Origin of the sequence: Pseudocolwellia sp. AS88, from assembly GCF_030551755.1 — a bacterium.
GTDB lineage: Bacteria > Pseudomonadota > Gammaproteobacteria > Enterobacterales > Alteromonadaceae > Pseudocolwellia.
In genome coordinates this window covers 1-15,143 of record NZ_JAUPEC010000016.1, presented here as the reverse complement: position 1 = coordinate 15,143, position 15,143 = coordinate 1, and the positions used below count along the sequence as shown (strand labels likewise).

At 35.4% G+C, this 15,143-nt stretch carries 12 protein-coding genes and 2 pseudogenes; 5 read left to right on the top strand and 9 right to left on the bottom strand.

The window, feature by feature from the left end; translation table 11 throughout:
• Positions 1 to 3: 3 nt before the first annotated feature.
• Together Q5N69_RS12020 and Q5N69_RS12015 are read right to left on the bottom strand one after the other, a co-directional pair.
• Positions 4 to 2,157, bottom strand: a complete 2,154-nt coding sequence (locus Q5N69_RS12020) for an FAD-dependent oxidoreductase (RefSeq protein ID WP_304369185.1) — start codon at positions 2,155 to 2,157, stop codon at positions 4 to 6.
• A 42-nt stretch (positions 2,158 to 2,199) separates the two neighbouring features.
• Positions 2,200 to 4,548 carry a TonB-dependent siderophore receptor gene (locus tag Q5N69_RS12015; RefSeq protein WP_304369184.1) on the bottom strand — a complete coding sequence of 783 codons (2,349 nt, stop codon included), beginning with the start codon at positions 4,546 to 4,548 and terminating at the stop codon, positions 2,200 to 2,202.
• A gap of 209 nt (positions 4,549 to 4,757) precedes the next feature.
• Here Q5N69_RS12015 and Q5N69_RS12010 point away from each other — a divergent pair, with 209 nt between their 5' ends.
• On the top strand, positions 4,758 to 5,171 hold the full coding sequence (locus Q5N69_RS12010) for a hypothetical protein (protein WP_304369183.1): 414 nt from the start codon (positions 4,758 to 4,760) through the stop codon (positions 5,169 to 5,171).
• Between the two features lie 324 nt (positions 5,172 to 5,495).
• Positions 5,496 to 5,909 (top strand): hypothetical protein, encoded by a 414-nt coding sequence (locus tag Q5N69_RS12005; protein ID WP_304369182.1) that lies wholly within the window; start codon positions 5,496 to 5,498, stop codon positions 5,907 to 5,909.
• A 118-nt stretch (positions 5,910 to 6,027) separates the two neighbouring features.
• Here the strand turns inward: Q5N69_RS12005 and Q5N69_RS12000 are convergent, their stop codons facing one another.
• From Q5N69_RS12000 to Q5N69_RS11990, 3 genes are all read right to left on the bottom strand, one after another.
• Positions 6,028 to 6,405 carry a VOC family protein gene (locus tag Q5N69_RS12000; protein ID WP_304369181.1) on the bottom strand — a complete coding sequence of 126 codons (378 nt, stop codon included), beginning with the start codon at positions 6,403 to 6,405 and terminating at the stop codon, positions 6,028 to 6,030.
• Positions 6,406 to 6,476: 71 nt separating this feature from the next.
• Positions 6,477 to 7,088, bottom strand: coding sequence for a fumarylacetoacetate hydrolase family protein (locus tag Q5N69_RS11995; protein ID WP_304369180.1), 612 nt, complete (start codon positions 7,086 to 7,088; stop codon positions 6,477 to 6,479).
• 116 nt (positions 7,089 to 7,204) lie between these two features.
• The gene (locus tag Q5N69_RS11990; RefSeq protein ID WP_304369179.1) at positions 7,205 to 7,876 is read right to left on the bottom strand and encodes a YoaK family protein; all 672 of its coding nucleotides are present in this window, start codon (positions 7,874 to 7,876) and stop codon (positions 7,205 to 7,207) included.
• 344 nt (positions 7,877 to 8,220) lie between these two features.
• Between Q5N69_RS11990 and Q5N69_RS11985 the strand changes: the two genes are divergently transcribed.
• Positions 8,221 to 10,146: a tetratricopeptide repeat-containing diguanylate cyclase gene (locus tag Q5N69_RS11985; protein WP_304369178.1), complete on the top strand. Its 1,926-nt coding sequence runs from the start codon at positions 8,221 to 8,223 to the stop codon at positions 10,144 to 10,146.
• A 62-nt stretch (positions 10,147 to 10,208) separates the two neighbouring features.
• Here Q5N69_RS11985 and Q5N69_RS11980 read toward each other — a convergent pair whose 3' ends face one another.
• The 3 genes and pseudogenes from Q5N69_RS11980 to Q5N69_RS11970 all read right to left on the bottom strand — a co-directional run.
• Positions 10,209 to 10,484 (bottom strand): hypothetical protein, encoded by a 276-nt coding sequence (locus Q5N69_RS11980; RefSeq protein ID WP_304369177.1) that lies wholly within the window; start codon positions 10,482 to 10,484, stop codon positions 10,209 to 10,211.
• Between the two features lie 235 nt (positions 10,485 to 10,719).
• Positions 10,720 to 11,196 (bottom strand): hypothetical protein, encoded by a 477-nt coding sequence (locus Q5N69_RS11975; RefSeq protein WP_304369176.1) that lies wholly within the window; start codon positions 11,194 to 11,196, stop codon positions 10,720 to 10,722.
• Between the two features lie 557 nt (positions 11,197 to 11,753).
• A pseudogene (locus Q5N69_RS11970) lies at positions 11,754 to 12,038 on the bottom strand (transposase); the annotation flags it as partial.
• Between the two features lie 26 nt (positions 12,039 to 12,064).
• Between Q5N69_RS11970 and Q5N69_RS11965 the strand changes: the two are divergent.
• Positions 12,065 to 12,886 carry a site-specific integrase gene (locus tag Q5N69_RS11965; protein ID WP_304369175.1) on the top strand — a complete coding sequence of 274 codons (822 nt, stop codon included), beginning with the start codon at positions 12,065 to 12,067 and terminating at the stop codon, positions 12,884 to 12,886.
• Positions 12,871 to 13,943 (top strand): annotated as a pseudogene (locus tag Q5N69_RS11960) (IS91 family transposase). The gene Q5N69_RS11965 and the pseudogene Q5N69_RS11960 overlap by 16 nt, the downstream one beginning before the upstream one ends.
• Before the next feature lie 256 nt (positions 13,944 to 14,199).
• Here Q5N69_RS11960 and Q5N69_RS11950 read toward each other — a convergent pair.
• Positions 14,200 to 14,952: a tetratricopeptide repeat protein gene (locus tag Q5N69_RS11950; protein ID WP_304369172.1), complete on the bottom strand. Its 753-nt coding sequence runs from the start codon at positions 14,950 to 14,952 to the stop codon at positions 14,200 to 14,202.
• Between the last annotated feature and the right edge of the window lie 191 nt (positions 14,953 to 15,143).

The following is a 15,143-nucleotide window of genomic DNA, read 5'->3' as shown; positions in this document are numbered from 1 at the left end:
ATATTAACCTCTGCGCCATGTGTGATATTTTTCAAGCCAATTTAATACAGTTTCAGGTGCATGTGCTCTTTTCCACTCACCAGCTGCATACTTATTACCTTCAGCCCAAGTTGGGTAACTATGGATAGTGCCTAAAATTTTGTTAAGACCTAAACCATGTTTCATTGCTAAAACAAACTCAGCAATTAAGTCGCCCGCATGTTCAGAAACAACCGTTACACCTAAAATTTTGTCTTTACCCTTAGGGGTAATAACTTTAATAAAACCTTTAGTTGCACTGTCTGTTATTGCACGATCAAGCTCTTCAAATTCAAAACGTGTGATTTCGTAATCAATACCTTTGTCTTTAGCTTCTTGTTCGTTAATACCAACACGTGCTACTTCAGGGTCAATAAATGTTGTCCATGGAATTACACGATAATCCACTTTGAACTTTTTAAGATGACCAAATAAACCGTTAACTGCTGCGTACCAACCTTGATGCGCTGCAACATGGGTAAACTGGTATGGACCAACAATGTCGCCTGCTGCAAAAATGTTAGGGTATAAAGTTTCTAAATATTCGTTTGTTACAACGGTACGATTAGTTTCAATACCTAATTCTTCAAGTCCGTAACCTTTAAGACGTGCGCTACGCCCTACAGCACATAATAACTCGTCGTATTCAATTTCTAATTCTTTATCATTATGTTTAACAATAATGAATTTCTTACCATCGCGAGCTTCACAACGTAATGCCTGATGCGAAGTTAAAATGTTAACACCACTTTCAGTTAATGCTTCATGAGCGAATGTAGAAACCTCAAGATCTTCTTTGATCATGATGCGCTCTGCCATTTCGATTTGTGTAACATTCGAACCCAAACGAGCAAAACTTTGTGCTAACTCACTACCAATTGGACCGCCACCAAGAACAACAAGCTTTTTAGGTGCTTCGTCCATTTCTGCAAACTTGCTCCATAATGTATCACTGGTTACATAACCTGTTTCTTCGATACCTGGTAAAGGCGGAACAAATGGACGTGCGCCTGTAGCAATAACAATAGTACGAGCTGTTAATGTTTGTGTGCCACCATCATTCAATTTAATTTCAACAGTCCACGGGTCAATTAACTTACCGTAACCCTTAACAACTTCTACACCTAAATCTGTGTAACGTTCAACACTATCGTGTGGTGCAACGTCTGCAATAACTTTATGAACACGCGCCATTACTTTTTTGAATGAAAACTGTGGTGTTGCGTTTTCAAGACCGTAATGTTCACCATGACGAATTTGTTCTGCTATTTTTGCACTTTTAATAATGGCTTTACTTGGAACACAACCGTAATTTAAACAGTCACCGCCCATTTCTCCAGCTTCAATAAGCGTAACTTTGGCTTTTACTGCAGCAGCAATATAACTTGTTACTAAGCCACCAGCACCAGCACCAATAACAATCATGTTACGGTCGAATTTTTTAGGTTTTGAATGATTTTTGTATACGCGACGTTTTTTAAACACGTTGATGATTCCTTTTGCAATGAGAGGGAAAATACCTAATAAAGCGAATGATAAGATTAAGTTGAAAGATAAAATGCCAGACAAACTTTCGATTTGAGCAAGCTGTGTACCTGCATTAACAAATACAAATGTACCTGCCAACATACCAATTTGACTTACCCAATAGAAAGTCCAAGACTTGATTGCAGTTACACCCATTAATAAATTAATTAAAAAGAATGGGAACACAGGTACCAAGCGTAAAGTGAACAAGTAAAAACCACCTTCTTTCTCTACACCTGCATCAATAGCGGCTAAGCGCTCTGGAAACTTTTGTTTGATTGAATCACGAAGTAAGTAACGCGATACCAAAAACGCTAATGTAGCACCTATCGTTGAAGCAAAAGAAGCCACTAATAAGCCTTCAACTAAGCCAAATAACGCACCAGCAGCTAAAGTTAAAATGGCTGCGCCAGGTAACGATAAAGCAGTAACAATTACATACAGTAAGAAGAAGCCACCAATCACTAATAATGGTGATTGTTCACGCCATTGACCAAATTGATCCATTGACCCTTTTAACCCTTCAAGGGTTAATAATTGGTTTAAGTCGTAGTAAAAGAACAGTCCAATTACGGCTGCTGCAATTACAAGTAAAGCTAGTTTTTTAATCATTTTATGTCTCTTTATTCTTTTTAATTAAACGTCTTATTTCATTTAAAAATTACGGGTAACTGTTAATTTCGCGTTGATTGGTAATTCAGGAAATACCAATGTTGCGCCAAAGTAACCGCCTTCAAAAACAGGGCGCCAATTTTTTTCATTCGTTACATTGTTTACATCAAATCGTAATTTAGTATTTGGTGTAAATGCGTAGCTCGTGTTCATGTTTAATGTGTATTGATCACGAATCTTCACTGTCGCTAAAAAGTCTAATGGGTAACTCTTGGTATATAGACCGGAGAAACCAATTTGCCATTCAGGATTTATTGAATAATTTCCATTAAAGCTAAAAGATTGTTCAGGAATTCCCTGTACTTGGCGATTTGACGGAGCAAAAGAAGTAAAACTTGGCGCACCTACGCTAGTTCCTTCAATAATATCTGGACGTGAATTATCAAAAGCATCAGCTATTTGAGCTGAATCTTGACTACTAGCAGAATTGTCGTAGCTCGCATCAATATAGCTATAACCTACACTTACCCAGTAAGGATATGCATCGTAAAACACCTGACTTTCAAGGCCTTGCGTACGAATGCCGGTATTACTTCCATCTCTGTTACGTAAACTACGACGTTGACTAAATACCGCACCATCAGCGTACCAATCACTGTCTGTAGGTGAATATTTCAAACCAAATTCAACTAAAGTGTTTTCTGTAGCAAAATTTTGTTCGCTAATCGTATTATCACTACTTAATGCTGTACCACCTGCCATGCTATTTGAAGTAGCTTCGTTATAACTAGCTGTACCATAAACTGTAAAATCACTGTTCAGGGTATAGTTGAAACTTGCATGAGCTGAGTGTAAAACTTCATTAATTGTATCGCTTGCTGCAATTTGGCCATCTGGTGCAATTGGGTCACTCGCTTTAACGTCATAAAAATCTGCGCGGTAACCAATCGTTGTATGGAGATCACGAGTCCAATCTGAATCATGTTGAACGGCTAAACCCGTTTGAACTGAGCGTGAATCCGTTGTATCAGATAAGTTGAAATCACCCGTACCATCATTATTTATGTCGTATTGAGCGCCTGGCGAAACAAAAACACCTGGACGAAGTTCAACTAAACGCGCTTGTTGTTCTGCAGTTAACGGAATACGGCGATTTGATAATGGGCCAGTTAAATCAATAGGTGAATCAGCTTCAGTAGTAAATTGGCTGTATCCTAGTACTTTGTTGTAACGTACATCTAAAGCAAAAATAGTTTGTTGGTCGCTATTCCAAAGGTAAGTTAACTCAGTTCTATTTTGCGCAGTATCTGCACCGTCAATAATTTCAACAAAACTGTTTTGTGCAATTTCTTCACGTTGTAAATGTTGAAAATAAGTTGTGTTTTTAAGAGATAAGCTAGGAGAAAGCTCACGCTTATAAATACTGTGAAATAAATAAGTTGTTGCTTCGTTTAAGTTATCAGGATCCGTTAATACTGTACTGCGAGAAAGCTGTACTTGTCCTGTTGGGGAAACAATTGAGCCTGCAGCAGGCACTGTACTGCCATTACTTTGCACACCTTGACCTGTGATATACAAACCGTGGTCAATTAAAGCCTGAGTAGGACGGTTAATACCTGCGTTATCAGTAAACTCAACTTGGTATAATTCAAAGTTTATATCCCAGCTACTTTTATCATCAGGTAAAATACGTAATGCCGCATATAGGCTATCACTTTCCATACCCGCATAATCATAATAGCTGCCATTATCAATATGTTCTGCACTTATTCTAAAGCCTACTTTGTCTTGATAAACAGCACCTGTGAAATCAAGTTGAGCACGATATTGATCCCAACGCCCTGCCGATAAGTTAATTTTACCTTTACTTTCATCAGTTGAAGCCGTTTTAGAATGTAAATTTACAAAACCACCATTACGTTGGCTTGAACCAAATAAAACAGGTGGAGCGCCTTTTACTACATCAATTTGTTCTACTGAGTTAAAAGATAATGGAACACCAAAGCCATTATTACCAGCTTGGCGACGAGTACCATCTTGAAATAGCTCCCCTAACTGACCGCGTATAGTGGGTAAACTAGGTGCACCAAAACCGCTGGCTGAGTATGTGTTTGGGCTAACGGCTAAAACATCTTGTAATGTTGTTATATTAAGTTGCTCGATTAACTCACTTGAAATAGGCGTAACAGAACGCGCTATATCCTTTAAAGCTAAATTATCACCAAATGGGCCATCTACAGAAGAATCTTTAACTGACAAACCTTGTGAATTACTAGCTTGACCAATAACTTCGATAACTTCAGTTTTCTCCCCATCTACAAAAGGGACTGCATTAACAACAGGGATATTTAATATAGTGGCGATTGATATGGCTAAATATGCGTGTTTCAAGTGAATACTCTCTTTATTTATATTAGTTATATTAATGGTGTTTCTTATGCTTATTGATTAAGACCTAACCCAAGTTAATTTTCTTTCAAAACTTTTATTATTCACTTAATTTCAAAATAATGAATTTTATTTGAAAGAATAATAACGGGATACGGTCTTAGTAAATTCACAGTTTTTTATTAATCACGTTTTTAGGAAGTTAAAGTTTTATGAGTCATACAATTAGCTCAGATACACAAAATCGCATTGAATGGTCGTTATTCTCGCTACGTTTAGGTACTTTTATTGTAATGATAATGTGGACCTTAGATAAATTTTTTAATCCTGGCCATAGTGCAAAAATCTTTGAGCACTTTTACGGCATAAGTGGGTCAACTGATACTGTTGCCTACATAATTGGTACTCTGCAATTAATACTAATGCTCGCTTTTTTAGTGGGAATTAAAAAACGTTTAACTTACGGTATTATTTTCGTAATGCATGGTTTAACGACACTGTCTTCATATAATCAGTACATTGACGGCTTTAATAACTTATTGTTTTTTGCTGCTTGGCCAATGTGGGCTGCATGTTTTGCCCTTTATTTATTACGTGATTTAGATGTTAAATATACAATTAAATGAATAATTTAAGTTAAACATAGTTGAGTTTATCTGATAATTGAAATTCAACATGTAAAAAAGAAGTTTATTGTTTATCAATAAGCTTCTTTTTGTATATAAAAGCCAAATAGAGTAATAACCGTTCAAAATACAACTCAGTAATCCTCACTTTTTACATATTGATACAATATGCCCTTCTATATCACATAAAGCCTGTGTCATGTGATCATAAACTATTGATAGAATAATGATTTAAATTTAATGAATTATTTGAAATAAAAAAATGAATACACGGTCTGTGTAATTCTATTGTTTTAAAAATTTAAAGTAGGAAGTTTTAATTTTATGAGTAATACAATCAGTTCTGATATGCAAAACCGCATACAATGGTCACTATTTTCATTACGTTTAGGTGTTTTTATTGTAATGATAATGTGGACCTTAGATAAGTTTGTGAACCCAACACATGGCTCACGTATTTTTGACAAGTTTTATGGAATTAGTGGTTCTAGCGATACAATTTTATACCTATTAGGGGCTTTGCAACTAGTTCTTATGCTTGCATTTTTAGCAGGAATTAAGAAACGCATTACTTACGGCATTGTGTTTATTCTTCACGGAATGTCTACGTTATCTTCATTCAACCAATATTTTGATGCATTCAATCACTTATTGTTTTTTGCCGCATGGCCAATGTGGGCTGCATGTTTTGCACTTTACTTATTACGCGATTTAGATACTAAGTACACTGTTAAGTAACTTTGCTAATTCCTAGCTGAGGTCATTTAACTTCTAGTTTTCTAACTAAATAACAAAAAGCAGTTTATTGAATTTCAATAAACTGCTTTTTTATTAATGCTTTAAAACAAACTTAGGTTTATAAGAAATGAGTTGCACAAAGTTTGTTGCCAGCAGGATCACGCAGATAAGCTAAATACAATCTAGTGCCACCAAAATCTCGCTCACCCGGAGGATCTTCACAAGTGATCCCACCATTTTCAATACCAGCCTGATGCCATTTATGAACCAATTCAGGACTTGAAACAGCAAGACCAATCGTCATGCCATTGCCATGACATGCAGGCTCACCGTTAATTGGTTTTGTTAAACCTAATGCTCCTGTTGGGGTTGCATACATGCACATACCTTTGTCATTGAAAACACCTTCTGGATAACCTAAAGTCCCTAAAATAGCATCATAAAATTTCTTTGATGCTTCTATATCATTAGTACCTAACGTAACGTGACTGTACATATTATTTCCTCTAACTTTGATTTAGATGAAAAACCTTGTTAAATAAAAAATTATCAAGATTTTGGTAAAAACTATTTTACTGTCCAAGAATGTTCAACAAGCAGTTTATCGCCGCTAAAAACTTTACCTAACAGCACATCTTTAGCATTAATAACACCTACACCTTTTGGTGTGCCTGTCATGATAATATCGCCATCTTCAACCGACAAAAAAGTATTAATCTCTTCCAACAAAGCTTCTGGCTTATTCATCATTAAATGATAATCGCCTTGTTGTATAATTTCATTATTAATATGAAGTTCCATTCTAAGCTCTGAAACAGGTTCCGATATAGCAACAAAATCACTAAATAATGCAGAATGGTTAAAAGCTTTAGAACGCTCCCAAGGTAAGCCTTTTTTCTTTAAAACACTTTGCATATCTCGTTTAGTTAAATCTAAACCAAAACCTACACCTGATAATTTTCCCGACTCTATTAGAAAACAAATTTCACCTTCATAATGTATGTTGTCAGTTTCATGTAAGTACAAATTTTCAGAGATTGCTGAATTTGGCTTTAAAAAAATAACTGGCTCGGTAGGTACTTCATTATCTAACTCTTTAATATGCTCTACATAGTTTCTGCCAATACAGATAACTTTTGAAGGTGTGTAGTTTTTATTGTGAAAATTAATATGGTTCAAAATGAAAATTCCGTTGTATAAGGATGGTGAAAATAAAATGCTTTTATAGCGTTAAGAGTTAATAACTATCTATTTTAATCAGATATTACTACTAGTTACCTATTGAGATAAACTGTTTAATGCTTGTTATTCTTAAATTTTGCATTATAAACAGAATAAGTTAAAGCCAGCAGTAAACAAGCACCTGCAGGTATATATAAAGCATTAAATTTAAGGTGAATAAAAAAATATGCCCCCAAAGTAGCGCCTAAAATAAAACCACTAATAATTAATACAAATAACAACCCCTTGCGTTTATCAAAAGTTTCTCCGCGTAACTTAGCTCCTATCATTATTCCTAAATCGGTAAATATACCTGTTACATGTGTTGTTCTTACAACGGCACCACTAAAAGTTGTTACTAAAGCATTTTGTAACCCACAAGCCATAGAAGCTAAATAATGACCATAGATAAAATCTTTTGTTAAAAAATAAAGAGAGCCAAGTAAGAAAAAAGCTTCTAATGAAAGTAAGCTAGAATAATTCCTTCCAAGTTTTAAAGCTCCGCCACGTATATAAAACCCTGATATAGCTGCTCCTAATAAGAAACTAAGAAGAATAACCACTAAGTGAAAAACATCACCAAGTTCAGAATTAATAATACCAGTGCCAACTAGTGTGGCTATGCCGGAAAGATGAGATATAGATTGATGTTTGAAACCTAACAAACCAATAGAATTAACAAGCCCAGCGATAAGTGCAAGAATGAAAGAGCCATATTCTACCCATCTAGGCAATTTAGTTATCACGATAATCCTTAAAGTATTTATTCAAGCAATTACTATAACGTTAACTGTAAATAATTAAACAATAAAAACATTATTATGAATACTGAATATTTTTAAACCCTTAAAATTAGAAATGACGAATAATATAAAGAGGCATTTTTACACAAACATTAATGAGCACGCCTGAGACATTAAGCAAAAAACCAACGTAAAATTTATATTATATAAGGCTTTAATCTTTAAATAAATGTGTTGTCATTTTGCTATTATAATAAATGAGTGCCATTATTAATGTCTGAAGATTGTTTAAAGTATTTGCTGATTTCTTTACCTTTCAGCATTAAATAATTGCATAAAGGACTCAAATGATAAACAGAAGTAAACATGGATTTGTAACCCTCTTCCAATACGTTAAGTATTCTATTCTCCTATCTTTTTTATTATTTAATACACTATCAAATGCTGATCCTTTTACACCCGATTTAACTCTTAATGCGATGGATTATAAAACGACTCAATCTCTCATTAGTGATATTCGAGCGAACAAATTAGACTATTTAAAAAATGCCACGCAACTCAAATTAGCTTTCGAAACCAGTAAAATTCAAAATTGGAACACATTACATTATCAAGCAGCCGCTTTGTATGCAGAATTATTATTTAGAGAAGAAAAGTACGATGAACTTCACACACACCTCAATAACTACCTAGAAATAGAAATATTAAAACAACAAACCGATGTGTACTTGTCATTACTAGAAGCTAAATTAAAATATTTGTCGAGACAAGAAGATGGTATACCCGCACAAAACTTATCAAAGCAACTAGAAGAACGTCTTTCTAATAGTACGAATAACGAGAAGATTATTATTCTTCGCGCCCTTGCCTACTATTACACATCTATTGACGCGTTAAAAAGAACACTTAATGTTTCACATATCGGGCTTGATCTCGCAATCAAAGGGAATGACTTCTCTTCACAAGGTTTTTTTTATAGAAAAATTGGCGATGCTTATTCGGTATCAGGAGATATAGATAAAGGATTAGAGTTTGCTTATAAAGCCGTTTCAGCTTCTGAAAAAACTCAAGATGGGCACTTTACTTCTAAAGCTTATTGGAGCTTAGGTAATGCATTACTAGGGCGTGATAAAGATCAAGAAGCTCTTGAATATATAACCAAAGCATTAGCATACTTTACCTCGGTTAACATGCATGCAGGTATGGCCTATGCTCAATATTCGATAGCCACTATTCTTTTTTCACAAAAAAAATACGACGAAGCAATTATAAGCGCAAAAAATAATATTTCACTGGCTAAATCTGCTGGAGTGTTTGATATGCAACTGGCTTCTATGATCCTCGTAAGTGATATATTTGTAGAGAAAAATCAACTGCAACAAGCGAATAATATGAGTGATGAAGTATTTGCAATTTTAGACAAATTTAGCCGTAGCCTTTATAAAGCCGAATTCCTTACCAAACATTACCAACTAAAAAAACGCCTTGGTTATACCGACGAAGCGTTTGATGCTATAGAACAAGAATTATTTCATTATAAAAAGCACTTTGAAGCAACCAGCGCCAACAACATAAAAACGTTACAAGTAAAATTTGAAGTAAAAGAAAAAGAAGATGAAATAATAAAGCTAGCCCACGAAAATAAAATTAGTGAATTAAAAACCAAAGAAGAACATCAGCAAAAAATAATTTGGCGTTTAACCACTGCTCTTGCTCTTATACTTGTTATTCTGTCTTTATTTTTATGCTATAGACAATTACAGCAGCGAAAAAAATATCATGTTATGGCCTCAACAGATTACCTAACCCATTCTCCAAATAGACGTGGGATTATGTTAATGGCTCAAACACGACTCAATGAGCAAGATGTTACTATCGCCATTGTAGATTTAGATCATTTTAAAAAGATAAACGACACATATGGTCATGATATTGGAGACCTATTTTTAATTGCGTTCGCAAAAGCAGCCAAGAAGATACTAAGAGAAGATGATAAATTTGGTCGATATGGCGGAGAAGAATGGTTATTTATTTTAAATACAACAAGTAAATCAACCATAAAAGACATTTATAAACGCTTAGCTGAGTGCTTCTTAAATTACTGCATAGATGTAAGAGCAGAAAACCCACAAGTTGAATGGTCAGTCACCTTCAGCATGGGAGCAGCAATAAGTCATTCAGGCAGTAACGATTTAGATAACTTAATCAAACAAGCAGATGACTTACTTTATCGTGCTAAAAATAATGGCCGAAACCAGCTAATTATTGAGTAAAACAAACAAAATTCATTAATATTTTGAGACTAAACATAATCTCACGCAAATACATAAAAACTCTATACTGACTTATTATGATTTGCTCTATATTTAAACACCAAAACAATAATAATAATCTGCAATATTGACGTTAGCAACAAACCTATAATTGATTGCAATTGCGAATATTTTTCAGTGTAAATGTATAAAGAGACATTACCTATAGCAAAAGCCCCCCAGGTAAATGGCGAAACACCTTCTGAGGTTTTAGACTTAATTAAATGGATAAGCTGAATAATAGTAGCAGTAGGAAAAACAATCGCAGGTATATAGCCAAAAACTTCAATAAAACTCAAGTATTACTCCAAATCATCAAAAGCCAATTTCATTGGCACATTATAAAAAGAAGTAAATAAAAGCATTAAATTTCACCACTTCAACACTTGCTACAGACCACTATCTGAAACAAAGCAGGTGAATATACAGTAAATATTGAAAAGTGAAATACTAAAGGTAAAAAAGATTAAATAAAATGAAGCGATACAAAAAAATCGCCTCATTTTTATTGAGTAAATAACTAGATTTTACTTATTAAACGGTGCCTGATTCACACTGTTCTCTTCGTAAAGAGTAATCTACTAGAAGAGGCTTTTTTAACTCGGGTGTTAAAATTTCAGAAACAACCAAGCCAGTATCAACTTCTTGTATCCAAATAGCTATTTTGTCATCTGTAATCTTTCTGTTTAACATATAACTTTTATCAGATTCTAGATTCACTTTAAAGTTTACAATAGCTTCCTTGGTACTATCATCAAAACTACGATTTGATACATCAGCTCTAACCCATAAATTATGTTCACCAGCTTCATATTGTTTAGGCTCAGTCCAGGATACGGGTCTTTTGTGATAGCACATAAGATGTACATATTCTAAATCTAAACCCTTATCTCTTTTAAAATTCTCAAATCTAAAATGATTTTCTTCTACTTGAGCTTTAATTGGTAAAACACTACACCCCAGCGCGACCATACTCAAAGCTGAAACTAATACCAAATTTAAATTTTTCATATTCATTCCTTTCAATAATTAAAATTTTGCAAGGTAATACGTAGTCCCTCACCTTCTTCATTAATTAACTTAGTAAAAATAGTATTAAATTGCAAGGGTTTATAGCGCCATATAGAAAAACTAGGTTAGAATATTTGTAAGCAGATAAGACTCAAAACATTTGCTAAATACTTTTATATCTACCTTTTAGATACTTCAGCTTTGCAACTTATACAAACCCAATTATTTGAACCTTTTTTAAATTTCATAGCATCACCACAATTCGAGCATTTGATGTCTCTGCGCTTATATCCTTGAAGAATTAAAGCGACAAATAGAATTAGGTTAACCAGCAAAAACAATTCAAGATTAGTAAAGTTCATAATTTATACACTTAATAAAATGACATAAATAACACTCCTCCAAGAGAGAAATATTAGTGATTGAATAGAAAACAGGAATAAATTTTAGCTGTTTTAAGGTATTTAGAATACCTGTAGATCTAATTATATCTGAATGTACTCAAAAAAGGATACTTACGCTATATACCGTTGTCACTTTTTTAGTAAATCATTCTACAGCTTCAAACGTTCATTTTCTTTTTCCAGCTTTTTGATTTTATTGAGTTCTTTTGTATTAGGAATTTTAGCCATAAGTTCACTATTGCTGTTACAGCGCAGTTTGATTGAAAACTTACCTTATCGGTATTCTTTACGCTAACGCGATAGCATTAACTGATGTATATCGAGCGCCTGAGCTATATCCTTTGATAAGACATCGTCTCTTAAGCTTAACTCGACGGCTTTAATTTTGAAATCTATTGGATAAAACCATGTCTTTTTAGGTTGGGTATATTTGGGCATTTTAGCCTCCTCAATGTGATGAGGAGGTGTCCACTAAAACGGGGGAGGATCATGCTTATGCTCGAGCCGTACGCCGTATTACTCACTATTTTGACCAAGTACCTGACACCTTAACCACCGCTCACTTAAAACAGTATTTTAATAGCCTCATCAAAACGCATTCTTGGAGTACCATCAAACTTGACCGTAACGGCTTGCAATTCTTTTACCGTTATACCCTTGATAAGCAATGGGAATGGCTCAGTATTGTCAAACCTCCACAAGTTAAACGCATACCCGATATGTTAACACCCGCTCAAGTCTCTCAGGTGATAAATCAAACCAAGCAGTTACGGTATCAAGTGTTTTTTATGACGCTTTACTCGACGGGGTTACGCTTGAGTGAGGCTCTCAATTTAACCATTCACGATATTGATAAATCGACTATGTTAGTCCATGTACGCGATGGTAAAGGAGGAAAAGACCGCATGGTGCCTTTGCCTGAGCTTACATTGTTAGCCTTGAGGTGTTATTGGAAAACCCATCGTCATGCGCGCCTACTCTTTCCGGGAACCCATACAAAAACAGCTACCCCGATGGATAAAGGCAGTGTACAAAAAGCCTTAAAGCGTGTGCTGGTAGACGTTAAGATTAAAAAAAATATCAGCCCACATTCCCTTCGTCATTGTTATGCAACACATTTACTTGAACAAGGGCTTGATTTGCGTTCTTTACAGCAATTATTAGGACACGCCAGTCTCAACACCACTGCTCGCTACACGCAGCTCACCAAAGTGAAACAACATGATATGTCACGTGCGGTCAATCAATTAACCGATAAACTCAACATCACATGGTCTGTCACATGAGTACCTTTATCGATTTACTACGTCAACATCATCAAGCCCTTGACACTCAGTATAACCATCAATTGACTTCTGATATGCGCAAAGCCATTTATGCCATGCTGATGTGTAAAACACCACAACAACGACAGTCGCTTTGGGTGTGTAACACGTGCGAACATCATGACCGTACACCACTTTCTTGTGGGCATCGTCATTGCCCACAATGCCAACAAAGCACCACATCGCAATGGCTTGAAAGACAAAAAGCAAAACGCTTACCTGTTGAATATTATATGGTGACCTTTACGCTACCTTTTGAACTGCGCGCCTTAGCAATGAGACGACCTAAAGAGATTTATCAACTGATGTTCTCAGTCACATCATCAATCTTAAAAGACTTTGCAACGCGTCAAGGCTTAGGTGATATAGGCTTTACCTCGGTATTGCACACGCACAGCCGAAAACGTGACCTACATCCCCATTTACATATTATGGTGGCCAATGGCGGTTATGATGCACAACGTAAACAATGGAAGAAAGGAAAAAAAGCGTATTTGTTTAATGGGTTTTCTTTGGCTAAGGTGTGGCGAGCACGACTCCTTGATGCTATTAACAAACAGCCTGATTTATCATTAGACAACATCCATAAAATACCAGATAAATGGGTGGTCGATTGCAAGAAAATTGGACACGGTTTACCGGCGTTAAAGTATCTGTCTCGGTATTTATATCGTGGGGTATTGCCTGATAAAGATATCATTCATTATGACCAACACAACGTCACCTTTCGCTATAAAGACAGTACAACAAAAAAACAGCCACTCGTACCTTACCCACACTCAAGTTCTTAATGCTGATATTGCAACATGTTTTGCCTAAAGGTTTACAGCGAGTACGTGATTATGGGCTGTTATCTTCAGGGGCTAAAAAACTGCGCTTAATCATTCAGCTGCTTTTATTACCGGTACATGATTGGCTAAAAAACAACAAAGAAGAAATTACTCAGGTAAAAGCGACACGAATATGCCCGTGTTGCCAACATGAAATGCATTGTATTGGCATTGCTCGAATGCCTTAGCCGAAAGGCGAATAATATAAGGATAATGGTATAAACCAAAGACGATGAGGAAATAAAAAACCTATGAATTAAACGCTAAATTGAATGAACAGAGGCAAAACACACCTATTTTGCTCTTTGGCTCAGTGCGCCTTGGCTTTACAGCCAAGGCTAACCCACCTTAAAAATTAATCACGCTATTTACTATATAAAGCAGACTTCGGGCTTGTCCAACACCCGAATAAGGTGTCGGCTGCGCGACACCTATTCTTATTTGTTAGATTTTCTTTATGCTAGTCGAAAACTTTGCTTTTTCTTTTTTTACCAAATCCAATCTCCACTGCTCGTATGGCTCAGTTTGGATTAGTATAGCGAACGCCTCTATTGATAAGTCATAATTCTTTTCAGCTAACTTATTTTCATTTATAAGCTCATACCTTTTAGCTTGATTGAAATAGACTATACCTTTAGTTCGAAGGTAGTATTTGTGGCTAGGTGATTTTTCATTTAACAATAGTGCTTGCTTAGACAACTCTAGTGACTTTTTGTGTTCACCTAACTCAGAGTGCACTAATGCAATGTTATCAAGATCAATTGCAATTAGTGTCGGCTCTAAATTTTCTTCTTTGCTTATGTCGAGAGCTTGATTTAGATGAATTAAAGCAGTGTCATATTGTTCTCGCTTTAAATAAAAGTTTCCCAGCGTATTATGTGCGTTACGAATATGGGTGCTTCTATTCAGTGTGACTATTTGAGAAGTTTCTAACGCTTTTTTTAAGAAGATCTCAGCTTTTTCATAGCGTTTGTCGTTTTCTGCCATTATACCGAGCGCCAGGTATCCTCTAGTCACTCTTTGGTCAATTGGAGCAGATTTCTCTAGTTCTGGAACGCTTTTTAATAACGGTGGGATTGCATGGTTATATAACCCCATATCATAATGATTTAACCCATAATTTACATTACCCTCAGTGCTTGCACAGCCTGATAATAAAAGCAATACCGCAAATATACGAACGTGATATTTTTGCACCATTCTCTCCCTGAAAATTTAACGCCCCCATAAGCCGTGAGCAGTGCTGGCACAATTTGTTGCGCCTTTGTTCTTAGCAACCAATGTGACGGCGTTGCGAATCAGCTTCATGGGCTTGGTACGCCCAGCATGGGCATGAACTAATGAGGTGAAAGTCCTCTGTAGGAAGATCACCGTTTACTTAACTTTAT

Bases quoted from the DNA above. Each gene is read 5' to 3' on its own strand.
- Q5N69_RS12000 (WP_304369181.1), bottom strand. From the start codon at position 6,405: ATGTACAGTCACGTTACGTTAGGTACTAATGATATAGAAGCATCAAAG.
- Q5N69_RS12020 (WP_304369185.1), bottom strand. From the start codon at position 2,157: ATGATTAAAAAACTAGCTTTACTTGTAATTGCAGCAGCCGTAATTGGA.
- Q5N69_RS12010 (WP_304369183.1), top strand. From the start codon at position 4,758: ATGAGTCATACAATTAGCTCAGATACACAAAATCGCATTGAATGGTCG.
- Q5N69_RS12005 (WP_304369182.1), top strand. From the start codon at position 5,496: ATGAGTAATACAATCAGTTCTGATATGCAAAACCGCATACAATGGTCA.
- Q5N69_RS11975 (WP_304369176.1), bottom strand. From the start codon at position 11,196: ATGAAAAATTTAAATTTGGTATTAGTTTCAGCTTTGAGTATGGTCGCG.
- Q5N69_RS11985 (WP_304369178.1), top strand. From the start codon at position 8,221: ATGATAAACAGAAGTAAACATGGATTTGTAACCCTCTTCCAATACGTT.